This is a genomic window from Pseudarthrobacter sp. NamE5 (assembly GCF_005796225.1).
Lineage (GTDB): Bacteria > Actinomycetota > Actinomycetes > Actinomycetales > Micrococcaceae > Arthrobacter.
In genome coordinates, this window is the sequence record NZ_VAHO01000006.1 from 48,482 (window position 1) to 72,226 (window position 23,745).

A 23,745-nucleotide genomic window follows, 5' to 3' on the forward strand; every position below is an offset into this window, starting at 1 on the left:
ATGCGGTACTTAATCGGTTCATAGTGTAGCGCCGATTATGAGAGGTGCATCACAGGAAACTTAGTTTCAATATTGGATAACTAAACCACAGAAGAAATCAAGCGTGTCGAGGAAGCCGATGTCTCTGATTTGGGACTCAGCTGCTGATACCCAGTGACTCCAGCATCGGACGGAACTTGGCCCAGGTCTCAGCGAGTTCCGTCTCCGGCTGCGAGCCATCCACAATTCCGCACCCGGCATACAGCCGAACGGTGTCCGGGGCTTCGATTACTGCGCCGCGCAGCGCAATACCCCATTCGCCGTTTCCCGCCGCGTCCAGCCAGCCCACTGGCCCGGCATACGGCCCGCGGTCCAGGTGCTCCAGCTTGCGGATCAGCGCGCCGGCCACCTGGGTAGGCGTTCCACAAACGGCTGCAGTTGGATGCAGTGCGTTGATGAGGGCAAGGCAGGTGGGGACATGTCCTTCCACCTCCGTGAGTTCAGCCTTGACGTCGGACGCCAGGTGCCACACATTCGGCAGCTCAAGGATGAAGGGCTCATCGTGCGCATTCATCGCCTCGGAGAACGGTGCCAGCTGGCTCGTCAGCGACTGGATCGCGATTTCATGCTCGTGCCGCTGCTTTTCGGAGCCCGCCAGCACCCGGGTGGCGTAGTCCATCGGCAGGCCGTCCTCGCCGTGCGCGTCGCGGCGGTCAAGTGTTCCCGCCAGTACTCGTGCCTGGGCAGTGCGGCCCTCCACCTGGATCAACATCTCGGGAGTGGCGCCCACCAGCCCGTCCACCCCGTACGTCCAGCACTCGCGGTACCGGGCAGCGAGCTCACGCAGCACCGTCGCCGCGTGTACGCCCGTGGGAATGCTTGCAACCACATCCCGTGCGAGCACGAGTTTCTCCAGCGCCCCGGTCCGGATTTTCGCCACCCCCGCTGCCACGGCTTCCATCCAGGCCTCCTCACTGAGCGAGCCGGTGTGCAGGGTGGCCCCGGCGGCAAGGGGAAGGGGACGTACGACGGCGCCGCCCGCCTTGGCGGGCACGGTACCTTGGCCGGGGTCCCCGGCGGAGTCCGCTGCCGCCGTCGTGCTTTCAGCTGAGGTGAAACTCATGCCCAGCCAGCGGGCAAGAGCCGCGTGGGCGCCCTCCTCGGTGAGGAGGCCGTCGTTGAGCGCCAGTTGGGTGAGCCAGGCCTGGTTGTCACGGACGCCCACCACGATCTCGGGCACGATCAGCCGGGACTCATGCGCTGACGTTTTGGAAAAGGCGAAAGAACCGAATGCCACAGGGCCCGTGCCGGGAAGTTCAATGGCATCTGTGATCTCGGCCTCGAGGACCAGGTGGCGCCACCAGATGTCCGCCTCCAAAAAGCGTTCCGGGCCGGAGGCGGTGAAGCGTGCAATTTGGCCGAAGCCGGCCAGCCCGGACTCGCGGCGGGTCCAGCAAAGAACGTCGTCCCGCACCAGAAACGCAGGCAGCCCCCCGGGGAATTTTTCGCCATCCAAGGGAACTGTCAAGGTGCGGAGCGTGCTCGTCATGATTGCCCCAACGCTACCCGAAAAGTACCCGAAGATACCCTGCGAACTGGGTACAAGTGGGCATCGGTGCGCAGTCCCTTGCAGGTGGCTGGAGGTTCAACGCCTCGTGGTCGGGGCCCTGCCGAACGTTTGAGACAATGTCATGGTGAACCGAGCATCCTTGGATAAGCGTCCGGACGAAGTAGCCACGATGTTTGACGACGTCGCACCGAAATACGACGTCGTCAACGATGTCCTCTCGATGGGGCAGACCCGCCGCTGGCGCAAAGTCGTGGTGGAAGCCATGGAGGTCTCCAAGGGGCAGCGCGTCCTGGATCTGGCTGCGGGTACCGGCACGTCCAGCGAGCCATATGCTGATGCGGGCATAGATGTGGTGGCCTGCGACTTTTCCCTCGGCATGCTAAAGGTAGGCAAGCGCCGCCGCCCGGACATCGACTTCATCGCCGGTGACGCCACCAACCTGCCGTTCGCGGACAACACCTTCGAGGCGACCACCATCTCCTTCGGCCTGCGCAACGTCAATGAGCCGAAAAAGGCGCTGGCCGAGATGCTCCGCGTCACCAAGCCCGGCGGCCGCCTGGTCATCGCCGAGTTCTCCCAGCCCGTCGTTCCGCTCTGGCGCACCATGTACACCGAGTACCTGATGCGCGCGCTTCCGGCCATTGCCACCAAGGTCGCCTCCAACCCGGACGCCTACGTCTACCTCGCCGAATCCATCCGCGCCTGGCCGGACCAGGACCACCTCGCCGCATGGCTGCAGGAAACCGGCTGGGAAAACGTGACCTACCGCAACCTCACCGGCGGCATCGTCGCCGTGCACCGGGCGTTCAAACCTGCCGACACAACGCCCGACGGCGCTGCTGCCGCCATCGCCGCCCACAAGGGCCCGGTGGCCAAACTGCGCCGCAACATCGTCCGCTGACCCGCGTGAAGGTACTGATTGTTGGGGCGGGCCCGGCCGGATCCACCGCCGCCTACTACCTCGCCAAGGGCGGCATCGAAGTCACCGTCCTGGAAAAGACCAGCTTCCCGCGCGAGAAGGTATGCGGCGACGGGCTGACCCCCCGCGCGGTGCGCGAGATCCAGAAGCTCGGCCTGCCGCATCCCGAAAACGACGGATGGCGCCGCAACAAGGGCCTGCGCCTGATTGCAGGCGGCCGGACCATTGAACTGCCCTGGCCTGAAGTTTCGGACTTTCCGCAGTACGGCCTGATCCGCACCCGGCTGGGCTTCGACGAGGAACTGGCCCGGCACGCGCAGTCCGCCGGCGCCACCATCCTGGAGCGGCACAGCGTCACCGACGCCCTGCACAACGACGACGGCCGCGTCACCGGAGTCCGCGCAGCGCTCCTGGACGCGTCCGGACGCAAGACGGGCGAGACGCGCGAGTTCAGCGCCGACGTCGTCCTCGCCGCGGACGGAAACTCCACGCGCACGGCCGTGTCCCTTGGCATCCAGAAGCGCGACGACCGCCCGCTGGGCGTGGCCGTCCGCACCTACTTCACGTCGCCACGCACCGACGACGACTGGATGGAGGGCTGGCTGGAGCTCCCCGGCCGGGACGGCAAACTGCTGCCCGGCTACGGCTGGGTTTTCGGCGTGGGCGACGGCACTTCCAACGTCGGCCTGGGCATCCTCAACTCGTCCAAGGAGTTCGGCAAGCTGGACTACAAGCAGGTCCTGCGCGAATGGACCGCCGGGATGCCCGCAGAGTGGGGCTTCACTCCCGAGAACCAGGTGGGCGAGATCCGCGGTGCCGCACTGCCCATGGGCTTCAACCGCACCCCGCACTATTCACCCGGACTGCTCCTGCTCGGCGATGCGGGCGGCATGGTTTCCCCCTTCAACGGGGAGGGCATTTCCTACGCCATGGAATCGGCGCGGTTCGCGGCCGAGTTCATTATCGACGCCTCCTCCCGCTCGGCTTCTTCGGGTGGAACGTACGACGCCGATGCCCATCTTGGGCGGTATGCGGACTATGTGCGCGAACAGTGGGGATCGCATTTCACCCTGGGTCGCGCGTTCGCGGCGCTGATCGGGAAGCCGGCGGTCATGAAGCTCGCGCTGCGGACCGGCATGCCCGTTCCGGTGCTGATGCGGTTCGTGGTCCGGCTGCTGGCCAACCTCACCGACCCCTCGGCGAAGGGTTTCGAGGACCGGGTGATCCGGGTGCTGGAGACACTGGTACCGGCTACATCCAACACCCTCTCGGCTTCGAATCAGCGGTATCCGCAACAAAAAGTTAGGGTTAACCAGTGAACACCCCCGCAGACCACAGCTGGACGCACGCCGGGCACGGCCTGCCGGACTCCGAACCCAGCCTCAATACCACCGCCATAGCCACCGGCCTCCAGCTGCCCGCTGGCTTCGCGGCCATCGCCGGGGATGCAGAGCTGGGGCCTGCCATTACCAACAACCTGGCCAAGGTGGAGAAAAAACTCCGCGAAGCCATTGCCAACTCGGACCCGCTGGCCGACGCAACGTCGCGTCACCTGGTGGAAGCCGGCGGCAAGCGCATCCGCCCGCTGCTGACCCTGCTCTGCGCACACCTCGGCAACGCCTCCCTGCCCGCCGTGGTGCAGGCCGCCGTCGTGGTGGAACTGACGCACCTGGCAACCCTGTATCACGACGACGTGATGGATTCCGCACCTTTCCGCCGCGGCGCCCCCACCGCCCATGAGGTGTGGGGCAACTCGGTGGCGGTCCTCACGGGCGACCTGATCTTTGCCCGCGCCTCCATCCTCGTGTCCGAGCTGGGCTCGCGCGCGCTGGGCATCCAGGCCCGCACCTTCGAGCGGCTGTGCCTGGGCCAGCTGCACGAAACCGTGGGTCCGCGCCCGGATGAGGACCCCGTGGAGCACTACCTGTCCGTTATTGCCGACAAGACCGGCTCGCTGGTGGCTGCCTCCGGCCAGCTTGGCGCGATCTTCGCCGAGGCCGATCCCGCGTATGAGGCGGTCCTGGTGGAGTACGGCGAGAAGGTGGGTGTTGCTTTCCAGCTGGCCGACGACGTCATCGATGTCACCGGCATCAAGGTCAAGTCCGGCAAGTCGCCGGGCACGGATCTCCGCGAAGGCGTCCCCACCCTGCCTGTCCTGCTCCTGCGCCGCGCTGCCTCTGAAGGTGACCAGTCCGCCGTCGACCTTCTCAAGCTCATTGACGGCGACCTGACCTCCGACGAGGCACTGGCTGAGGCAGTCGCGGGCCTGCGCGAGCACCCGGTCACGGCGGAGTCGTGGGTTGTGGCGCGCGAGTGGGCCAACGAAGCCATCGCCGCCCTTGCCCCGCTGCCGGAAGGCGTGGTCAAGGAGTCGCTGTCCAACTTCGCGCTGGCCGTGGTGGACCGCGCCAGCTGACTGCTGCTTGCCTGAAGCCCGGTGCCTCGAAGGTGCCGGGCTTCTCCTTTTTGTGCTGCTCCAGGTTGGGTGACTGCCGGTGCGGGCCCGTTAAACGGGACAACCCCGGTTCTCGGCAACGATACGAGTCATACGCTGCTTCGAAACGGGGTTGTCTCTCCGTTCGCATCAGACCCGCCGGAGGCGTTTAGCGGATCCGGAAACAGTCTATGACAGGTTTGTCACAACCCGCAAGTGGCAATTACCAGTTTTGTCATAGAGTTTCACTTCCTTCTTGAGGCACTTTCGCCCGCCTGGCTGGACTGTATTGAGCAGGCGGGGAGCCTTCAGCGGAAGGTGAGGGCCGCCGTCGTGGGACACTTCGGGTCGTGGGAGCCCTGGGTCGGGCGCGATGTCCGGCGAGTCCGCGCCAAAGTGCCCCGTTTCAGCACAAGGCTGGAAGCGAAGCAGGAGATTCCTAGTCTTCGTCTTCCCCGAAGGCCCACTCAAACATGTCGAACACGAACTCCGAGAACGTGCCCTCTTCGGATTTCCACTGGCCGCGGACGTTGTTGCGGCGGTAGACGATGGGGTCCGGAATGCTGAGGTCTCCCACCCGGAAGCCCCAGGTGTATTCCTCTTCCTCATCCTCGAGGAACATTAGGAAGCCTTCGTCATCGACTTCGAGCTCGTCCGGATCCCAGAAGTAGTGGTACGCCTCCATCAGGTCCTCGCAGCCGCCGAGGGCAAGGTAGAACTCACGGAGGACCAGGGGAATCTGAAACTGGTGGTCGGCCAGGGCCTTGTCCAGCTCCTCGGGGGACAGCCCGTCCTCTTCCTGCCATTCATCCTCGAGATACTTCGGAACAAGCGCGCGGAACTTCTCGAGGAACATGTCAGTCATGCTCATATCCTAGCCAATTGCGGGGGCCGGAAAATGCCACGGGACACCCGCCGGGAACCACCTCACAGCCCGGGTTCGTCACCCCGCCGGTGCCACCCGCGAACGGCCAGGGGCGCCTGCCAGGAGCGCCGCCACGCCAGGACCCGGAAGGCGAAAACCACAGCCGCGATGGCGGCCGCGGTCAGCGCGTTGAACATCCCGAGCACCCACAGCACGGCAGTCATGGCAGCCCCTACGAACGCGGGCAGCGCGTAGATGTCCTTTTGGTTGAAGAGTTCGGGAACCTCGTTGGCGGTAATGTCCCGCAGCAGGCCCCCGCCCACGGCAGTGGTCACGCCCAGCAGCACCGATGCAACCGGATTAACCCCGAACGAGAGTGCTTTCAACGTGCCCGTCATGCAGAACAGGGCCAGCCCGCCGGCGTCGAACAGGGTCAGCAGCGACGTGAAGCGCTGGACACTGGAGAACAGAAAGTACACCAGGGCGGTGGCGAGTACCGGCGGGACCAGGTAGGCCGGGTTGGAGAAAGCGGCGGGGACAACGGCCAGGATGATGTCCCGTATCACGCCTCCGCCAAGGCCCACCAGTGAGGCCAGCAGCAGGGAGCCCACGATATCGATCTGCTTCCTCGCCGCCAGCAGGGAACCCGAGACGGCAAAGAAAAACACGCCCAGCAGATCCAGCCATACCGGCGCGTTGTCAAAGGCGAATGTCATGGGGCGTCCCGGTAATTCAAAGAGGGCGGACAGGGCGGCTCCAACGTTACGCTAGCCCCTATGAACAGCCCCATCATGATCGCCTGCGCCCATGGGACGTCCAGCACACAGGGAGCCGCCGAGGTCAATGCACTGCGTGAGAACATCGCGGCCCTCCGCCCCGGCCTCGACGTCCGCGAAGCATATGTGGATGTCCAGCAGCCGGACCTGGTGGACGTGATGGCGGGGCTGCCGGAGGGGGAGTCCGCCGTCGTGGTTCCGCTGCTGCTGAGCGTCGGCTTCCACGTGAAGGTGGACATTGCGCGGGCCGTGAAGAGCAGGCCGGGCAGCGCCGCAGCCGCGCCGCTTGGCCCCGATCCGCGTCTGGCCGCGCTGCTTGACCAGCGGTTGCGCGAGGCCGGCGTCACGGACAACGACGTGGTGGTGCTCGCGGCCGCCGGCTCCTCGAACCCCAACGCGGCCAAGAGCGTGGAGGAGCTGCTGGGCCAGCTTGGGGAGCTGCGGTCCAACAGGATGGTGGCCGCCTATGGCGCCTCGGCCACGCCTTCGGTGCCCGACGCCGTCGCGATGCTTCGGGAGGAACTTGCCGGAGGTGCCGGGGCGGGGGAGTCCGCCGGGGCGGTCGACGTCGGCGGGCGCGTGGTGATTGCCTCCTACCTGTTGGCACCGGGCTACTTCCACGACCAGCTGGCCAAGGCCGGCGCTGACCTCGTCACCGAGCCGCTCCTGCCGTCCCCGGTGCTCGCCGAGATCGCGCTGGAACGGTACGACGCCGCCGTCGAAAAGGCCCGGGAATCGGCGGCCCGCGCATCAGCCGGGGAACCGGGGAAGGTACGGGCTGAAGCGGAGCCGCGGACACCGTCGGAGGCTCCTCAGGACGCCCCCTCAGGACCGTCGGCAAATGCACAGCAGGGTGGCTTGTTCAAGGCCGTCCGGCGTTTCGTGACGAAATATTTCCCTTGGTGACTTAGCGTTTCCGGGCCTTTGTGACGCAATTCGGGCGGGACCTACAGTCGATGCATGACTGATACAGCTCTAGCCGGAGCGTCCGCGGACTCCGCTGCCGCCAAGCGCCCGGCCCGCCCGTCCCGCCCCGCCGCGAAGCCGCACGGGCAGTGGAAAGTGGACGGCAAGACGCCCCTGAACGCCAACGAAACCTGGAAACAGGAAGACGACGGCCTCAACGTGCGCGAGCGTATCGAAACCATCTACGCCAAAGAGGGCTTCGACGCCATCCCCGGCCAGGACCTGCACGGGCGCTTCCGCTGGTGGGGCCTGTACACCCAGCGCAAGCCCGGGATCGACGGCGGCAAGACCGCAACCCTTGAGCCGCACGAGCTCGAGGACAAATACTTCATGCTCCGCGTGCGGATCGACGGCGGTGCCCTCACCACCGAGCAGCTGCGCGTCATCGGCCAGATCTCCGTGGACTTTGCCCGGGACTCCGCCGACCTCACCGACCGCCAGAATATCCAGCTGCACTGGATCCGCGTGGAGGACATCCCCGAGATTTGGAACCGCCTGGAAGGCGTTGGCCTGTCCACCACCGAAGCCTGCGGTGACGTTCCCCGCGTGATCCTTGGCTCGCCCGTGGCCGGCATCGCCAAGGACGAGATCATCGACCCCACCCCGCTGATCGAGGAGCTGGGGGAGCGGTTCATCGGCAATCCGCTGCTGTCCAACCTGCCGCGCAAATACAAGACCGCCATCACCGGGCATCCCAGCCAGGACGTGGTGCACGAGATCAACGACTTCGCCCTGGTGGGCGTCCGCCACCCCGAACTCGGGATTGGCTATGACCTCTGGGCCGGCGGCGCACTGTCCACCAACCCGATGCTCGGCAAGCGCCTCGGCGCATTCGTTAAGCCGGAGCAGGCCGCCGACGTATGGCTCGGCGTCACCAGCATCTTCCGCGACTACGGCTACCGGCGCATGCGCACCAAGGCCCGCCTGAAGTTCCTGATGGCCGACTGGGGTCCGGAGAAGTTCCGCCAGATCCTGGAGGACGAATACCTGGGCTACAAGCTGTCCGACGGTCCCGCCGCGCCCAAGCCCACCACCCCCGGCGACCACGTAGGCGTGCACGAGCAGAAAAACGGCAAGTTCTTCATCGGCGCCACCCCCGTAGCCGGCCGCCTGTCCGGCGCCGCGTTGGTCAAGCTCGCAGACACCCTGGAGGCCCGCGGCTCCTACCGGCTGCGCACCACGCCGCACCAGAAGCTCGTGGTCCTGGACGTCGAAAAGGACCAGGTGGAGCCGCTGGTGGCCGAGCTGGACGCCCTGGGCCTGTCCGCCCGCCCGTCCGTGTTCCGCCGCGGCACCATCGCCTGCACCGGCATCGAGTACTGCAAGCTGGCCATCGTGGAGACCAAGCACACCGCCGCCACCGCGGTCGCAGAGCTGGAGCGCCGCCTGGCTGACCTCACTGAGTCCGGTCAACTGCCGCAGGCGCTGTCCCTGCACATCAACGGCTGCCCCAACTCCTGCGCCCGCATCCAGACGGCGGACATCGGCCTCAAGGGCATGATGCTGCCAACGCCCGACGGCGACCCCTCCCCGGGTTTCCAGGTCCACCTGGGCGGCGGGCTGGCGTCGAAGGACCGCGAGGAGGCAGGGCTGGGCCGCACCGTCCGCGGACTCAAGGTCTACGTCGACGACCTGCCCGACTACGTGGAGCGCGTGGTCCGCCGGTTTGTCGCCGACCGGGCCGAGGGCCAGACCTTCGCCGAATGGGCCCACGCAGCAGACGAGGAGGCACTCCAGTGAGCAAGCACGCACTACCGTTGGCAGGCGATGCCGCCCAGGGAGTGGCATCGGGCCTGTCGGAGCCGCGCGCTGGGCTGATCGAAGATCAGCCGCGCGGCGAAGGGGCGGGGGCGGCATCGCCTGCCAAACATGCCGCGCCTGTTCCTGCCATCCGCAGCAAGGAAGAACTGAAGGCCCTTGCCGAGGCCGGCGCTGCCGAGCTCGGCTGGGACGCCCCCGCCCGCGATGTCATCGCCTGGGTGGAGCGCAACTTCGAGCTGCCCGCCGTCGCCGTCGCCTGCTCCATGGCCGACGCCGTCCTGCCTGCTCTCGTCGCGGACCAGATGCCCGGCGTCGACGTCCTGTTCCTGGAGACCGGCTACCACTTCCCGGAAACCTACGCCACGCGGGACGAGGTTGCTGCCAACCTCCGCGTCAACGTGGTGGACGTGCTCCCGGAGAACACCGTGGAGCAGCAGGACCGGCTCCTGGGCAAAAACCTCTTTGCCCGCGATGCCGCCCAGTGCTGCGCCCTCCGCAAGGTGGCCCCGCTTCAGCGCACCCTGGCCAAGTACGAACTGTGGTTCACCGGCGTGCGCCGGGACGAGGCCCCCACCCGCACCAACACCCCGCTGGTGACTTGGGATGAGAAGAACGGCCTGATCAAGGTCAACCCGATGGCCGCATGGACGTTCGACCAGCTGGTCCAGTACTCCGACGACCACCTCCTGCCCGTCAACCCGCTCCTGTCCCAGGGCTACCCGTCCATCGGCTGCCAGCCCTGCACCCGCAAAGTGGCACCCGGCGAGGACCCCCGCGCCGGCCGCTGGGCAGGAACCAACAAGACAGAATGCGGACTACACGTATGAGCACTTCACTAACCGAGGAGACCCAGGTGACCGAGTCCGCCGTCTCAACCAGACTGAGCAGCCTGGACACCCTCGAGTCCGAGGCCATCCACATCATCCGCGAAGTTGTTGCCGAGTTCGAGAAGCCCGCGCTGCTGTTCTCCGGCGGCAAGGACTCCGTGGTGATGCTGCACCTGGCCACGAAGGCCTTCTGGCCCGGCAAGGTGCCGTTTCCGGTGCTGCACGTGGACACCGGCCACAACTTTCCCGAGGTCATCGACTTCCGCGACCGCACGGTTGAGCGCCTGGGCCTGAAGCTCGTGGTGGGTTCCGTGCAGGAGTTCATCGACCGCGGCGAGCTCGCCGAGCGGGCCGACGGCACCCGCAATCCGCTGCAGACAGTTCCGCTGCTGGACGCGATCCAGCAGAACAAGTTCGACGCCGTCTTCGGCGGCGGCCGCCGCGACGAGGACAAGGCCCGCGCCAAGGAGCGCATCCTGAGCCTGCGGGACGAGTTCGGCCAGTGGGACCCGCGCAACCAGCGCCCCGAGCTGTGGAACCTCTACAACGGCCGCCACACCGTGGGCCAGCACGTCCGCGCGTTCCCGATCAGCAACTGGACCGAGCTGGACATCTGGCGGTACATCGAGCGCGAGAACATCGAGCTGCCCGGCCTGTACTACGCCCACGAGCGCGAAGTCTTCGCCCGCGACGGGATGTGGCGCGCGGTGGGCGAGGTCTCCCAGCCGCTGCCCCACGAGGAAGTCATCATCAAGACCGTCCGCTACCGCACCGTGGGCGACATGTCCTGCACCGGCGCCGTGGAGTCCGACGCCTACACGGTGTCCGACGTGGTGGTGGAGGTTGCCGCCTCCACCCTGACCGAGCGTGGCGCCACCCGTGCGGATGACCGCATCTCCGAGGCCGCCATGGAAGACCGCAAGAAGGACGGGTATTTCTAAATGAGCACCGACACTTTGACTTCGGAGCTGGAGACAGCCCTGCCCACAACCCTTTTCCGGTTCGCCACCGCGGGATCGGTCGACGACGGCAAGTCCACTCTGGTGGGCCGCCTCCTTCACGACTCCAAGGCAATCCTGGCTGACCAGCTCGACGCCGTTGCCCGGACCTCGGCGGACCGCGGTTTCGGCGGCGACAAGGGCGGCATCGACCTGGCACTGCTGACCGACGGCCTGCGCGCCGAGCGTGAACAGGGCATCACCATCGATGTTGCGTACCGCTACTTCGCCACCGACCGCCGCAGCTTCATCCTGGCCGACTGCCCCGGGCACGTGCAGTACACCAAGAACACGGTGACCGGCGCGTCCACCGCGGATGCCGTCGTCGTACTCATCGACGCCCGCAAGGGCGTGCTGGAGCAGACCCGCCGGCACCTGTCCGTGCTGCAGCTGCTGCGCGTGGCGCACGTGATCGTGGCCGTCAACAAGATCGACCTGGTGGACTTCAGCGAGTCCGTGTTCCGCGAAATCGAAGCCGATGTGCAGCAGGTGGGCCGCGAGCTGGGCCTGGGTTCCGACGGCATCAGTGACCTGCTGGTCATCCCGGTGTCCGCGCTCGACGGCGACAACGTGGTGGAGCGCTCCGAGCGGACCCCCTGGTACTCCGGCCCGGCGCTGCTCGAGGTCCTCGAAACCCTCCCGGCGGCCGACGAACTGGAAAGCCACCTGGAGAGCTTCCGCTTCCCGGTGCAGCTGGTCATCCGGCCGCAGGGCGCCCTGGCCCCCGACGCCGTCGCTGCCGGCCTGGACGTGGAGGCCTACCGCGATTACCGTGCATACGCCGGCCAGATCACCGAAGGCTCGGTGAAGGTGGGGGACCAGGTGTCCGTGCTGACGCCCGGCCAGGATCCCCGCACCACTACGGTGGTGGGCATCGATTTCGCCGGATCTTCCCTGGAAGAAGCTTCCGCCCCGCAGTCTGTGGCCATCCGTCTGGCTGAGGAATTCGACGTCGCCCGCGGTGACACCATCGCCGCCGCCGGCACCGTCCGCGAAGCCTCGGCCGACCTGTACGCGTCGCTGTGCTGGCTGTCCCCGAAGCCGCTCCGCGAAGGCCAGAAGATGCTGGTCAAGCACGGCACCCGCACCGTGCAGGCCCTGGTACGCAACGTCAACGGCAAGCTGGACCTGGCCACCTTCAAGCTGGAACAAGCCTCCACCCTGGAACTGAACGACATCGGCCACGCGCAGCTCCGGCTCGCCGCGGCGCTGCCGCTGGAAAACTACCTGCACCACCGCCGCACGGGTGCCTTCCTGGTAATCGACCCACTGGACGGCAACACGTTGGCCGCGGGCCTGGTGAAGGACCACCCCGGCGACCATGAGGACGAGCGCTACAGCATCTAGCTTTCCTGCAACCGCGGTTTGTTCGCAGATCCGGACCCTGAGGGTTCTGATCCGCGAACAGGCCGCGGTTTTGTCGTTTCCGCTGGTACGCCACCGCTCTACAGTCTGCCGAAGTACAGGCTCCATTCCCAGTGCCGTCCCGTCGAAACACAAGTACCCGCTACTCGTGCGGCCTGCTGCCTTACAAGGGCTTAATGGTCAGTGGAGGCCTCTGCTTTGTCACGGACCTGGACGCGACGGCGCTGGGGCGGACCGATAAGGAGTGCCGTGGAGAGGTCGAGGGAATATCGATGGTACGGCCGCGCGTTCAAGCTCTTCAAACGTGATTCCGAGGACTGGAAAATTGCCCCGCGGCAGGCGCTGCTGCTGGCCCTGCTCCCCTTTGTCCTCGCCGCCCTCGTCGCCGCAATGGTTCCGTTCAAGGAGCTCTATCTCTGGCTCGTCAGCGAAGACTCCCTGATCGAATGGCTCCAGTTCCTCTGCCTGCTGGGCGCCTGCATCTTCCTGCCCACCATCACCTTCCGCCTGTTCCGGTCGGGATTGGCACGCATTGCAGTTCTCTACGGCCTGGTCACCTTGGGCGTCCTGTTCCTCACAGGCGAGGAGATCTCCTGGGGCCAGCGGATCTTCGGCTGGAACACGCCTGAAGACCTGCAGGAGGTCAACCGTCAGGGAGAGACCACGGTGCATAACATCCGTGGCGTGCAGGAGCTGGTCCCCTTCGCAATGCTCTTTGCAGGCCTGTACGGCGCAGCTGCCCCACTGGTCTCGGCTGCACTTGGGGAACGATGGAAGCGCAGTCTGGATAAGAACCTGCTCGTCCCACCGTTGTGTCTGGTGCCGGCCTTCCTGCTGGCCGCCGGCTACCGGCTGTTCCGCCTGCTGATCTGGCCCCAGCCGGCTTTGGTGATCTCGGAATACGGCGAAGTGATGGAGCTATGCCTGTACCTGGGGCTGGCGCTGTTCTGCTGGTTCAACCTGCGCCTCCTCCGGCAGCCGCAGCCGGAAGCCGGAGCTGGGGATGCACCCCGCCGCATGCACCGGAAGGCTATGTAGCCACCCAACGCGCCTATGAAACCTTGGTGCTCTGCCGGTTAGCCTAGGAACCACGTTAGTTCCCGGCCCCGTGGGAGGCACCGCATGGAAACGATCAGCCCGAAGCTGTTGAACTGGGCGTCCATCCTCGACAGCCAGACCCGCGAGCAGGCCGTCAAGACGGCAAGCCTGCCCTTCATCTACCCGCACCTGGCCCTGATGCCGGATGCGCACCTGGGCAAGGGCGCCACCGTGGGCTCGGTCATTCCCACGCTGCGCGCCATCATCCCGGCGGCCGTAGGGGTGGACATCGGCTGTGGCATGATCGCCGTCCGGACCCAGTACTCGGCCAGCGACCTCCCGAAGGACCGGAAACGGATCCGGGAGGACATTGAGCGCGCCATTCCGCTGTCGGCGGGCCACAACAACAAGAAGATCCTGCCCACCGCCGTGGCACGGATCGCGGAGCTGAAGCAGCTGGCTGCGAAGTCCGGGTTCAATCCGGCGCAGTACGTGAGCCAGTGGGAGCTGCAGCTGGGATCCCTGGGCTCAGGCAACCATTTCATCGAAATCTGCGCGGACGAAGCCGACGCAGTATGGCTGTTCCTGCACTCCGGCTCCCGGGGCATCGGCAACAAGATTGCCCAGCACCACATCGGAGTCGCCCAGCACGTCACCCGCAAAAACCAAATCTACCTCCCCGACCCGGACCTCGCCTACCTCGACGAGGGCACGCCTCAGTTCGACCGCTACATCGCCGAGCTGCGCTGGGCCCAGCACTTCGCCCTGCTCAACCGCGAAGAAATGATGGACCGGGTGCGGGCCCAGTTCGCCCGCTGGGTGGGCGGGCCGGTGCAGGAGCTGGAGCGGATCAACTGCCACCACAACTTCACCCAGCAGGAGACGCACTACGGCAAGTCCGTGTGGGTGTCCCGGAAGGGGGCCATCAAAGCCGAGCCCGGCGATCCCGGACTGATTCCCGGATCCATGGGGACGGCGTCGTATGTGGTGGAAGGCCGCGGCAACGCGGCGTCCCTGAACTCATCGCCCCATGGTGCGGGCCGGGAGTACTCGCGCAACGCAGCCCGGAAGGCGTTCACGCTGGAGGAGCTGAAGCGGGCAATGCGGGGGATCGAATTCCGTGCCTCGGAGGCTTTTATCGACGAGATTCCCGCCGCCTACAAGCCGATTGACCAGGTAATGCAGGATGCCGCGGACCTGGTGAGCGTGAGGCACAAGCTGCGGCAGCTGGTCAATGTGAAGGGCAACTGAACCGCCGTACCGAGGCAGTCCTGCGTCCAAATGTGACGCTAGATGAACCAGCGTGACCCCCCGTTTCCGCTTCATTGAACGGGTTTGGGCCACTCCCTATGGTGAAACAATGACAAGTTCCAAGCCCGGGATGACCCGCATCGTGGCAGGCGAAAGCGCGGTCCCCAAGCGCAAGCGTGCCATCGAGGCTGCCTTGGCCATCGGGCTGGTTTTGCTGATTGCCGTGGGCGCCATGGTGGCATCCACTGTTTCGCGTAACACAGAGGCCCAGGCGGCTGAGCCCACCCCCGCTGCCGAGCTCAAGCTCGGCTACTTCGGCAATGTCACGCATGCGCCAGCCCTGGTGGGCATAAAAGAAGGTCTCCTTGCCGAAGCGTTGGGGAAAACCGCCCTGAGCACAGAGACATTCAACGCCGGACCCGCTGCCATCGAGGCGCTGAACGCAGGCGCAATCGACGCCGCCTACATCGGCCCCAACCCGGCCATCAACTCTTTCGTCAAGAGCCAGGGTGAGTCCGTCAGGATCATTGCCGGTGCCGCCGCCGGCGGGGCCCAGCTGGTGGTGAAGCCGGAGATCACCTCCGCCACCGACCTTGAGGGAAAGACCCTTGCCTCGCCGCAGCTCGGCGGCACGCAGGACGTAGCCCTGCGGGCGTGGCTCGCGGACCAGGGATACAAGACCAACGTGGACGGCAGCGGCGACGTCAACATCAATCCCACCGAGAACGCCCAGTCGCTGAAGCTGTTCCAGGACGGAAAGCTCGACGGCGCCTGGCTGCCCGAGCCGTGGGCGTCCCGTCTGGTGCTCCAGGCCGGAGCGAAGGTGCTGGTGGACGAAAAGGACCTGTGGGACGGTGCCGAAACCGGCAAACCCCTTGAGTTCCCCACCACGGTCCTGATCGTAAACCAGAAGTTCGCTGCGGACCATCCGGAAACCGTCAAGGCACTCCTGGCCGGGCACGCCAAGTCGGTGGCCTGGCTGAATGAGGCCCCTGCAGAACAGAAGGCCGGTGTCATCAACGCCGCCTTGCAGGAGTCCGCCGGTGCCGCACTGGCTGATGACGTCCTGGCGCGCTCGCTGGCCAACATCACCTTCACCCTCGACCCGCTGGCCGGAGGGTACCCGCGGCTACTGCAGGACGGCGTTAAAGCCGGCACCACCAGGCAGGCCGACCTCAACGGGCTCTTTGACCTCCGCTCGCTGAACACGGTCACCGCGGGCGCCGGCAGCACCGACAAGATTTCCGCGGCCGGCCTCGGCCTGGACTGACCAACCACTACCTAAGGACGGCACCATGCCAGTCGTACTGGAACACCTGGGCAAGCGCTTCGGCGACGGCGCCCCGGTACTGGACGACGTCAACGCCAACATCGCGAAGGGCGAGTTCGTTGCCCTCCTCGGTGCGTCCGGCTGCGGCAAGTCCACCCTGCTGAACATCATCGCGGGACTGGAAGCGCCGACGTCGGGCGCCCTGGAAGTACCCAGCGATGGTGCAGCCTTCATGTTCCAGGACGCCGCCCTGTTTCCCTGGCTCACCGCCCGGGAGAACATCGAACTGGCCCTGAAGCTCCGGGGCGTCGGCAAGTCCGAACGCCGGGCCAAGGCGCAGGATCTGCTGGAGCTGGTCCATCTGGGTACCGCGGGGGACAAGCGCCCGCACGAGCTGTCCGGCGGCATGCGCCAGCGCGTTTCGCTCGCCCGGTCGTTGGCCCAGGACCGGCAGCTGCTGCTCATGGATGAGCCGTTCGCGGCGCTGGACGCCATCACCCGTGACCTGCTGCATGACGAGCTGGAGCGGATCTGGAAGGAAACCGGCCGCACCATCGTCTTCGTCACCCACAACGTGCGCGAAGCGGTCCGGCTGGGCCAGCGCGTCCTGCTGCTGTCTTCCCGGCCCGGCCGCGTGGTCCAGGAATGGGCCGTCACCGAGGAACATCGAACCGACGCCGGACTCGCCGGCCAGCTGACCGGGGTCATCACCGCCCGGCTGCGGGAGGAGATTCGCCGCCATGCCAAGTAATCCCACGCCCCTTGCGGAAGCGCCGTCCGAGTCCGCCGAAACCCGGCACATCCATGCTGCCCTGACCCGCACCTCCACGGGCAAGGAGGACCTGCGGGAACTCGAGTCCGGGCTGGACTCGCTCCAGTCGGACGCCGAGCGCAGGCACCGGATCGAGTGGAGCCGAATCCTGCTGCCGATCGCTGCCCTGGCGGTCCTGATCCTGGCCTGGCAGTTCTACGTCTCGCTCGGGGTGAAGCGCCGCGACCTGGTGCCCGGTCCGCTCGACGTGTCCACCCAGATGGGCGTCCTCTGGAACGAGGGCAAACTCCAAGAAGCCGTGTGGACATCCCTGCAGCGCGGGCTGGTGGGGTTCCTGATTTCGGTGGCGATCGCTACGCCGGTCGGCCTGCTGCTGGCCCAGGTTGCTCCGCTGCGCCGCGCCTTCGGCCCTTTGATTTCCGGCCTGCAGGTGCTGCCTTCCGTCGCCTGGGTGCCCGCGGCCATCATCTGGTTCGGCCTCACCGACGCCACCGTGTACTTCGTGGTGTTCATGGGCGCCATCCCCTCCATCATCAACGGACTCATCTCGGGAGTGGACCAGATTCCGCCGCAGTACCGCCGGGTGGGGACAGTGCTGGGCGCCTCGCGGCTGCAGATGGCGCTGCAGGTCATCCTCCCGGCCGCGCTGCCCGGCTACCTGGGCGGGCTGAAGCAGGGCTGGGCCTTCTCATGGCGTTCGCTCATGGCCGCGGAGATCATCGCCGTGGGCGGCACCATCGGCTTCGGCCTGGGCTCGCTGCTGGACCAGGGCCGCATCCTCTCCGACATGACGGTGGTGATGTCGGCAATCCTGCTGATCCTCGCCGTCGGCATCCTGATCGAACTGCTGGTGTTCGGGCCCATCGAGAAGCGCCTCCTGCGCCGCCGTGGCCTGTTGGCGGGCAGCACCCGGTAGCGCTTTCATCGTGACAGCCAAAGCCCGACGGCGACCTCCCGCCGTCGGGCTTTGCTGTGTCCGGCCCGACCCCTATGCGTGACTGATGACTGCCCGGCCCTGCCCCCCGCCACTGGTGCCCCGATCCAGCGGGGGTATACCTTGAAGGTCATCCGGTAACTCTCCCGAGACCGGGCGGACGCTGAGTTCGAGGCGGGCACATGAAGCGGGCAGCGGAGGCAAGCGAAGGAGTCCTGGCGGGGATCGGTTCCACCCCGTTGGTCGAGCTGCGGAAAGTGGTGCCGCAGGGGTCAGCGCGGGTGCTGGCGAAGCTGGAGTTCGCCAACCCTACCGGAAGCATGAAGGACAGGATGGCCGTGGCTGCGGTCGAAGCCGCAGAAACCCGCGGTGATATCAGCCCAGGCGACACCGTGGTCGAGTACACCGCCGGGACAACAGGAATCTCGCTCGCGTTGGCCTGCGCGGCCAAGGGCTACGGGCTGCACGTCGTTTTCTCGGACGCTTTCAGCGACGAGAAGCGCCGCACCATGGAGGCCTTGGGGGCAACGGTCGAGGACGTGCCCAGTGACCGTGGGCGCATCACTGAAAGCCTGATCAAGGCGATGATCGTCCGCGCAGGTGAGCTAAGCGCGAAACCGGGCCACTGGGCCTGCGACCAGCTCAACAACCGCGACGCCATCACCGGCTACCTGGCCCTGGGCGAGGAAATCTGGCAGCAGTCGAATGGCCGGGTGGACGCCTTCGTCCAGTCTGTCGGCACGGCCCATTCCATCCACGGCGCGGCCCGCGCCCTGCGCCGGCACCTGCCTGCGCTGAGGGTCGTCGCCGTCGAGCCGGCTGAGTCGTCCGTGCTATCAGGGGGGCCCACCGGCTCCCACCGGATAGAAGGAATCGGGATCGGTTTCACACCGCCGTTATGGGAACCGGAGGAGGTGGATGCCATAGAAGTGGTCTCTTCCGAGGATGCGATGGCGATGAGCCGCCGCCTTGCCCGGGAGGAAGGGATCTTTGCCGGCACGTCCTCAGGAGGGAATGTTGTCGCGGCGCTGCGCGTAGCCGAACAGCTGGGTCCGGACGCAACTGTCGCCACCATCATGGTTGACTCCGGCTTCCGCTATCTCAGCACTGGCCTGTACGGATAGCGAGAGGTGTTCGCCCGCCCTGTGGGTCTGAAAGACTGGCGCCATGACCGTGAGCTTTGTGTGCCGCACTGAGTCCGGCGTTCCGCCGGAGCGGCTCTTCGACCTGGCCCGCAGCGTTGACCTGCACCTGGATTCCCAGAAGGGATCGGGGGAGCGGGCAGTGGCCGGTGTGACGTCGGGGTTGATCGGGCACGGCCAGGAGGTCACGTGGCGGGCCCGGCACTTCGGGCTGGCGCTCACCATGACCAGCCGCATCACCCACTTTGACTACCCCAGAAGCTTCGTGGACGAGCAGGTCCGGGGCCCGTTCAAGTCCTTCCGCCACATCCACGGGTTTGCAGCCACGGCCGGCGGCAGCATCATGACTGACCAGGTTGAATTTACGGCGCCGTTCGGCTTCCTTGGCCGCGCAGCCGAGAAGCTTGTCCTGCGCCGGTACCTGCAGCGGCTGATCCGGGAGCGTGGCCGGTTCCTTGCCGCTGCCAGCAGCCGAAGCGGGGCACTTTGACTCGGACGCGCCGGCTGCCCAGGGCAACCCCGCCGCACTTCCCGCCAAAGTGCCCCGGTTTGGAGCACGACGGCGGGCGGTTGTCTATGTGACGCAGCGTTACCTTGCGTGAACTGGTGTTGCTCGGCCTTTGGGGGCGATTGTGACGCGGCCATACCGTTGATTCATGGCAATTCAGGATATCTACCCCACAGCTCTGCGGCTGCTCGGCCGTCCCGTGCTGGTGGTGGGCGGCGGCCCCGTGGCTGCCCGCCGAGCCAAGGGACTGCTCGACGCAGGTGCAGTGGTCACCGTCGTGGCTCCGGTTGCCTCGCCCGCGCTGAAGGACATGTCCGACGCCGGCCTCGTCACCTGGCAGCAGCGCCCGTACCTTTCACAGGACGTCGACGGCATCTGGTTCGTCCAGACCGCCACCGGTGATCCTGCGGTGGATGCCCAGGTCTCCGCCGACGCCGAGGCGCAGCGCGTCTGGTGCGTCAACGCCTCGGACCATGAAGCCTCCGCTGCATGGACCCCGGCTGTTGCCGAAGTGGATGACGTCAAGATCGCAGTGAACGCCGGGGGAGACCCGCGCCGAGCCATGGCAGTGCGCGACGCCGTTGCTACCGCCCTGGAAACGGGCGACCTTCCGTTGCGCCGCCGCCGCGCCGCCCGCAGCGGCTCCGTTGCCCTGGTGGGCGGCGGTCCCGGCGACACGGGCCTCATCACCGTCCGCGGCCGCCGTCTCCTGGGCCAGGCCGACGTCGTTGTTGCCGACCGCCTCGGCCCACGCGAACTCCTGAACGAACTGGCGCCGGACGTCCGCGTCATCGAGGTTGGCAAGACGCCCGGCCACCATCCAGTGCCGCAGGCGGAAATCAACCGGATCCTGGTCGAAGAAGCCCTAAACGGTCACCGCGTGGTCCGGCTCAAGGGCGGCGACCCCTACGTCCTGGGCCGGGGCGGCGAGGAAGCCGAATACTGCCGCCAGCGCGGCGTCGAGGTCGAAGTCGTCTCCGGCGTCACGTCCGCAATTTCCGTCCCGGCCGCCGCCGGCATTCCCGTTACCCACCGGGGCCTGGCCAAGGGCTTCAGCGTGGTCACCGGCCATGAAGAACTGTCCGAAGTGCCGGCCCGACCGGACCACACCATCGTCCTGCTGATGGGCGTCGGGCAGCTTCGTGAGTCCGCGTCCGCGCTGGGCGAAGCCGGCCTGCCCGGTGACACGCCGGTTGGTATCGTAGAGAACGGCTATTTGCCGGACCAGCGCGTCACGATTGGCACGCTCGGTTCCATCGCCGACCAGGCCCAGGCTGCCGGCGTCGCAAATCCCGCAGTGATTGTCATCGGTGACGTGGTGCGCGTGAGCCCGTTCGCGCCGTCGCACTTCAAAACCGCTGACTACGGCACCACCACACCGAACAAGCCCCGCACCACCAAGCCCCGAGTCCTCACCAACTAGCCCCACCCAACCAGGTAGCAGCAGATGTTGTTATAAGCCCTCAGAACGACATCAACTGCTACTTAGTTGGGACGGAACGAAGAAAAAGGAACACAGCCGTGTCATCAAGCACTCCCGTAGGTTCTGCCGAACGTCCGCTGCGCGTCGCCGTTGTGGGCTCCGGCCCGGCCGGCGTCTATGCCGCCGACATCCTCACCAAGAGCGAAGCTGTCAAGAGCGGCGAGCTGACCGTGAGCATCGACCTGTTCGACCGCTACCCGGCACCCTACGGCCTGATCCGCTACGGCGTGGCCCCGGACCACCCCCGCATCAAGGGCATCGTCAACGCCCTGCACAAGGTCCTGGACCGCGGCGACATCCGCTTCTTCGGCAACGTGGACTACGGCACGGACCTCACCATCGAGGACCTGCGCACGCACTACGACGCCGTGATCTTCGCCACCGGCGCCATCAAGGACGCGGACCTGAACATCCCCGGCATTGAGCTTGAGGGTTCCTTCGGCGGCGCAGACTTTGTCTCCTGGTACGACGGCCACCCGGACGTTCCCCGCGAATGGCCGCTGGACGCCAAGGAAATCGCCGTGATCGGCAACGGCAACGTGGCCCTGGACGTGGCCCGCGTCCTGTCCAAGCACGCCGATGACCTGGTCACCACCGAAATCCCGGACAATGTCTACGCCGGACTGAAGGCCTCGCCCGTCACCGACGTGCACGTCTTCGGCCGCCGCGGCCCCGCCCAGGTCAAGTTCACCCCGCTGGAGCTGCGCGAACTGTCCCACTCCAAGGACGTGGACATCATCCTGTACCCGGAGGATTTCGAGTTCGATGAGGAATCGGACCGCCAAATCCAGACCAACAACCAGACCAAGACGATGGTGGGTACCCTCACCAACTGGATCGCGGAGCAGCCCGAGGATCTTTCCGAGCTGAAGGCTTCCCGCCGCCTGCACCTGCACTTCCTGCACAGCCCGGTGGCGATCTATGACGACGCCGAGACTCCGGGCAAGGTGGCCGGCATCAAGTTCGAGCGCACCGAGCTGGACGGCACGGGCAACGCCCGCGGCACCGGCGAGTACGTGGACTATCCGGTCCAGGCCGTGTACCGCGCCATCGGCTACTTCGGTTCCGCTCTTCCGGAGATCGAATTCGACCACAAGAAGGGTGTCATCCCGAACCACGGCGGCCGCGTCCTTGATGCCTCCGGCGCGCACGTGCCAGGCATCTACGCCACGGGCTGGATCAAGCGCGGACCGGTCGGCCTGATCGGGCACACCAAGGGCGACGCCCTCGAGACCGTCACTTACCTGCTGGAAGACCGGGAAAACCTGCCGGTGGCCAGCGTTCCCGCGGAGGATGCCGTCGTCGAACTGCTGGACTCCCGCGGCGTGAAGTTCACCAGCTGGGAAGGCTGGCTGGCCCTGGACGCCCACGAACTCGCCCTCGGCGCAGCGGCCACCGAGGCCGGCGGTTCGCACGGCGTTGAGGTCAAGCGTGAGCGCATCAAGGTGGTACCGCGCGAGGACATGGTCAACATCTCCCGCGATGGCGTTGCCGCCCAGGTCTAAAGAACAATTTTAAGAAAGCCGGCAGGGCGGGATGGAGTTCCCGCGCTGCCGGCTTTCTTCCCGTTAACCCGGGTTATTTACCGGCACCGCCTGCGGCCATGAGTTCCAGCCGCTTGAGCGTCTCACGGTTCCGTACGGTGATCATGGGGTCCAGGAGGAACTTGGGCATCAGCTTGCCGGGGCCGCGGATGGCGTCCTCGGTAATGGTGACTTTGCAGGTATCACCCTGGTCCTCCAGCGTGATGGCCACTTTGGCTTCCCCCAGCGGCCACCCTCTCGCCACAATCTCAAGCGAGCGTTCGGGCTCCACCGATGTCACGCTGGTGCTGTCATTGATCAGGAAGGGCCAAGCGCCCACGGAATGGTGCAGCCGTGAACCGGCGTGCGGCCAGAGGTCGTCCACCGCCCGGATCCGGGAGGCACCCACCACCCAGCCGGAGTAGAGCCAGCCGTCGGCAATCACGCGCCAGACGTCGGCCGCGGGGGAGTTGAACACCTGGGACACGGTTGCCATGGTCTTCCTTTCTGTTGCTGCTGTGCCGGCAAGGCCGGCCGTGGTGTGGTCCGCTGGGGTGGAAGGTACGACGGCGGCAGGAACCTTGCGCTGCGCTGCCAGGTAGGAGGGCTCCCGGAGGCGGCGGCTCCAGGCGTAAACCTCCAACCCGGGCAGCTGATTCGCCAGCGGGTCGAAGCGCAGGGGAGTGTCGCCCGGGTGGGGGCCTGCGTGGAGGCGGAGCTCCCCGCACTGGTGCCACGGACCGGTGAGCCTGGCCCAATATAGGCCGAGCACCCATTCGCCTGAGGCCAGCGACCCCTCGGGCAACTCCAGGGTCCGCAGCCCCAGGAGGACTGGGCCTTTCGGCCCCCGGTACGGCATGAGGGTTGTCAGGGTGGCGCTTGCGACGTCTAATTTTGGCTGGAGCAGGAACCGGCCCGGCAGCCGCCAGCCGGTGGAGGAGAAAAGGATGTCGGCAGGGCTGCCGCTGGCTGCGTGGCGGCCGCTGGAAGAACCGGGACCGGGGGTGATCCGCAGGGCCAGGCCCAGGATGTCCGGCAAGGTCTGAGGCAGCCCCGCGGATCTGGAGAACCTCGCCTGCACGGTGTCCAGCCCCGGGGTGTCCACCCAGTCCACTCCGCTTGGCTCCTGGCCGGTACCTGTCCTCGCCAGCTCCCCGGAGAGTCCCACGCCGTCCGGGTGGATGGGGCGGTCGGGCCGTGCCAGCTTCAGGAGCCGGAACAGTCCCGCGAAGGCGCGGCCAGCGGCCTCCGTGGCGGCACGAGCCGGGTCCCCCCGCATGCCCAAGGCTGTGTTCGCGGCCAAGCCGCCGCCGTCGTCCGTTCTCTGTTCACTCGGCACGTGCTGCTTCATGCTTAACCCCCTA

21 protein-coding genes are annotated in these 23,745 nt (G+C 66.5%); 17 read left to right on the plus strand and 4 right to left on the minus strand.

The window, feature by feature from the left end:
- Positions 1-136: 136 nt before the first annotated feature.
- The gene (locus FDW84_RS09270) at positions 137-1,528 is read right to left on the minus strand and encodes an isochorismate synthase (protein WP_138608752.1); all 1,392 of its coding nucleotides are present in this window, start codon (positions 1,526-1,528) and stop codon (positions 137-139) included.
- Positions 1,529-1,673: 145 nt separating this feature from the next.
- Between FDW84_RS09270 and FDW84_RS09275 the strand changes: the two genes are divergently transcribed.
- The 3 genes from FDW84_RS09275 to FDW84_RS09285 are packed head-to-tail and all read left to right on the plus strand — an operon-like array spanning position 1,674 to position 4,884.
- Positions 1,674-2,450 (plus strand): demethylmenaquinone methyltransferase, encoded by a 777-nt coding sequence (locus FDW84_RS09275; protein ID WP_240721473.1) that lies wholly within the window; start codon positions 1,674-1,676, stop codon positions 2,448-2,450.
- Between the two features lie 5 nt (positions 2,451-2,455).
- Positions 2,456-3,787: a geranylgeranyl reductase family protein gene (locus FDW84_RS09280; RefSeq protein ID WP_138608756.1), complete on the plus strand. Its 1,332-nt coding sequence runs from the start codon at positions 2,456-2,458 to the stop codon at positions 3,785-3,787.
- Positions 3,784-4,884, plus strand: a complete 1,101-nt coding sequence (locus FDW84_RS09285; protein ID WP_138608758.1) for a polyprenyl synthetase family protein — start codon at positions 3,784-3,786, stop codon at positions 4,882-4,884. The genes FDW84_RS09280 and FDW84_RS09285 overlap by 4 nt, the downstream gene beginning before the upstream one ends.
- Before the next feature lie 457 nt (positions 4,885-5,341).
- Here FDW84_RS09285 and FDW84_RS09290 read toward each other — a convergent pair whose 3' ends face one another.
- Together FDW84_RS09290 and FDW84_RS09295 are read right to left on the minus strand one after the other, a co-directional pair.
- Complete coding sequence (locus FDW84_RS09290; RefSeq protein ID WP_138608760.1) at positions 5,342-5,767, minus strand: hypothetical protein; 426 nt, start codon at positions 5,765-5,767, stop codon at positions 5,342-5,344.
- A 62-nt stretch (positions 5,768-5,829) separates the two neighbouring features.
- On the minus strand, positions 5,830-6,483 hold the full coding sequence (locus FDW84_RS09295) for a trimeric intracellular cation channel family protein (protein ID WP_138608761.1): 654 nt from the start codon (positions 6,481-6,483) through the stop codon (positions 5,830-5,832).
- Between the two features lie 60 nt (positions 6,484-6,543).
- On the opposite strand from FDW84_RS09295, the gene FDW84_RS09300 reads away from it, so the two are divergent.
- The 14 genes from FDW84_RS09300 (at position 6,544) to FDW84_RS09365 (ending at position 22,363) form a co-directional block, all read left to right on the plus strand.
- On the plus strand, positions 6,544-7,449 hold the full coding sequence (locus FDW84_RS09300) for a sirohydrochlorin chelatase (RefSeq protein WP_138608763.1): 906 nt from the start codon (positions 6,544-6,546) through the stop codon (positions 7,447-7,449).
- A 54-nt stretch (positions 7,450-7,503) separates the two neighbouring features.
- Positions 7,504-9,249, plus strand: coding sequence for a nitrite/sulfite reductase (locus FDW84_RS09305; RefSeq protein ID WP_138608765.1), 1,746 nt, complete (start codon positions 7,504-7,506; stop codon positions 9,247-9,249).
- Complete coding sequence (locus FDW84_RS09310; protein ID WP_371419157.1) at positions 9,246-10,097, plus strand: phosphoadenylyl-sulfate reductase; 852 nt, start codon at positions 9,246-9,248, stop codon at positions 10,095-10,097. The genes FDW84_RS09305 and FDW84_RS09310 overlap by 4 nt, the downstream gene beginning before the upstream one ends.
- A complete protein-coding gene (gene cysD / locus FDW84_RS09315) occupies positions 10,094-11,038 on the plus strand; it encodes a sulfate adenylyltransferase subunit CysD (RefSeq protein ID WP_138608767.1) in 945 nt (314 codons plus the stop codon). Before FDW84_RS09310 ends, cysD begins: the two co-directional genes overlap by 4 nt.
- Positions 11,039-12,442: a sulfate adenylyltransferase subunit 1 gene (locus FDW84_RS09320; protein WP_138608769.1), complete on the plus strand. Its 1,404-nt coding sequence runs from the start codon at positions 11,039-11,041 to the stop codon at positions 12,440-12,442.
- 267 nt (positions 12,443-12,709) lie between these two features.
- Positions 12,710-13,498 carry a hypothetical protein gene (locus FDW84_RS09325; RefSeq protein ID WP_138608771.1) on the plus strand — a complete coding sequence of 263 codons (789 nt, stop codon included), beginning with the start codon at positions 12,710-12,712 and terminating at the stop codon, positions 13,496-13,498.
- A gap of 84 nt (positions 13,499-13,582) precedes the next feature.
- Complete coding sequence (locus FDW84_RS09330; protein ID WP_138608773.1) at positions 13,583-14,749, plus strand: RtcB family protein; 1,167 nt, start codon at positions 13,583-13,585, stop codon at positions 14,747-14,749.
- A 130-nt stretch (positions 14,750-14,879) separates the two neighbouring features.
- On the plus strand, positions 14,880-16,019 hold the full coding sequence (locus tag FDW84_RS09335) for an ABC transporter substrate-binding protein (RefSeq protein WP_138609042.1): 1,140 nt from the start codon (positions 14,880-14,882) through the stop codon (positions 16,017-16,019).
- Between the two features lie 25 nt (positions 16,020-16,044).
- Positions 16,045-16,770: an ABC transporter ATP-binding protein gene (locus tag FDW84_RS09340; protein ID WP_138608775.1), complete on the plus strand. Its 726-nt coding sequence runs from the start codon at positions 16,045-16,047 to the stop codon at positions 16,768-16,770.
- Positions 16,760-17,707, plus strand: coding sequence for an ABC transporter permease (locus FDW84_RS09345; protein WP_138608777.1), 948 nt, complete (start codon positions 16,760-16,762; stop codon positions 17,705-17,707). The genes FDW84_RS09340 and FDW84_RS09345 overlap by 11 nt, the downstream gene beginning before the upstream one ends.
- Positions 17,708-17,907: 200 nt before the next feature.
- On the plus strand, positions 17,908-18,849 hold the full coding sequence (locus FDW84_RS09350) for a PLP-dependent cysteine synthase family protein (RefSeq protein ID WP_138608779.1): 942 nt from the start codon (positions 17,908-17,910) through the stop codon (positions 18,847-18,849).
- A gap of 43 nt (positions 18,850-18,892) precedes the next feature.
- On the plus strand, positions 18,893-19,357 hold the full coding sequence (locus FDW84_RS09355) for an SRPBCC family protein (protein WP_138608781.1): 465 nt from the start codon (positions 18,893-18,895) through the stop codon (positions 19,355-19,357).
- 166 nt (positions 19,358-19,523) lie between these two features.
- A complete protein-coding gene (cobA, locus tag FDW84_RS09360; RefSeq protein ID WP_138608783.1) occupies positions 19,524-20,798 on the plus strand; it encodes a uroporphyrinogen-III C-methyltransferase in 1,275 nt (424 codons plus the stop codon).
- Between the two features lie 98 nt (positions 20,799-20,896).
- Positions 20,897-22,363: an FAD-dependent oxidoreductase gene (locus FDW84_RS09365; RefSeq protein ID WP_138608785.1), complete on the plus strand. Its 1,467-nt coding sequence runs from the start codon at positions 20,897-20,899 to the stop codon at positions 22,361-22,363.
- A 73-nt stretch (positions 22,364-22,436) separates the two neighbouring features.
- Here FDW84_RS09365 and FDW84_RS19715 read toward each other — a convergent pair whose 3' ends face one another.
- Entirely contained in the window at positions 22,437-23,732 is a 1,296-nt protein-coding gene (locus FDW84_RS19715; protein WP_240721462.1) for an SRPBCC family protein, read from the minus strand.
- Between the last annotated feature and the right edge of the window lie 13 nt (positions 23,733-23,745).

Excerpts from the sequence above, each read along its gene's own strand:
- FDW84_RS09270 (WP_138608752.1), bottom strand. The coding sequence starts at position 1,528 with ATGACGAGCACGCTCCGCACCTTGACAGTTCCCTTGGATGGCGAAAAA.
- FDW84_RS09290 (WP_138608760.1), bottom strand. The coding sequence starts at position 5,767 with ATGACTGACATGTTCCTCGAGAAGTTCCGCGCGCTTGTTCCGAAGTAT.
- FDW84_RS09295 (WP_138608761.1), bottom strand. The coding sequence starts at position 6,483 with ATGACATTCGCCTTTGACAACGCGCCGGTATGGCTGGATCTGCTGGGC.
- FDW84_RS09300 (WP_138608763.1), top strand. The coding sequence starts at position 6,544 with ATGAACAGCCCCATCATGATCGCCTGCGCCCATGGGACGTCCAGCACA.
- FDW84_RS09305 (WP_138608765.1), top strand. The coding sequence starts at position 7,504 with ATGACTGATACAGCTCTAGCCGGAGCGTCCGCGGACTCCGCTGCCGCC.
- cysD (WP_138608767.1), top strand. The coding sequence starts at position 10,094 with ATGAGCACTTCACTAACCGAGGAGACCCAGGTGACCGAGTCCGCCGTC.
- FDW84_RS09320 (WP_138608769.1), top strand. The coding sequence starts at position 11,039 with ATGAGCACCGACACTTTGACTTCGGAGCTGGAGACAGCCCTGCCCACA.
- FDW84_RS09330 (WP_138608773.1), top strand. The coding sequence starts at position 13,583 with ATGGAAACGATCAGCCCGAAGCTGTTGAACTGGGCGTCCATCCTCGAC.
- FDW84_RS09335 (WP_138609042.1), top strand. The coding sequence starts at position 14,880 with ATGACCCGCATCGTGGCAGGCGAAAGCGCGGTCCCCAAGCGCAAGCGT.
- FDW84_RS09340 (WP_138608775.1), top strand. The coding sequence starts at position 16,045 with ATGCCAGTCGTACTGGAACACCTGGGCAAGCGCTTCGGCGACGGCGCC.
- FDW84_RS09345 (WP_138608777.1), top strand. The coding sequence starts at position 16,760 with ATGCCAAGTAATCCCACGCCCCTTGCGGAAGCGCCGTCCGAGTCCGCC.
- FDW84_RS09350 (WP_138608779.1), top strand. The coding sequence starts at position 17,908 with ATGAAGCGGGCAGCGGAGGCAAGCGAAGGAGTCCTGGCGGGGATCGGT.
- FDW84_RS09355 (WP_138608781.1), top strand. The coding sequence starts at position 18,893 with ATGACCGTGAGCTTTGTGTGCCGCACTGAGTCCGGCGTTCCGCCGGAG.
- cobA (WP_138608783.1), top strand. The coding sequence starts at position 19,524 with ATGGCAATTCAGGATATCTACCCCACAGCTCTGCGGCTGCTCGGCCGT.
- FDW84_RS19715 (WP_240721462.1), bottom strand. The coding sequence starts at position 23,732 with ATGAAGCAGCACGTGCCGAGTGAACAGAGAACGGACGACGGCGGCGGC.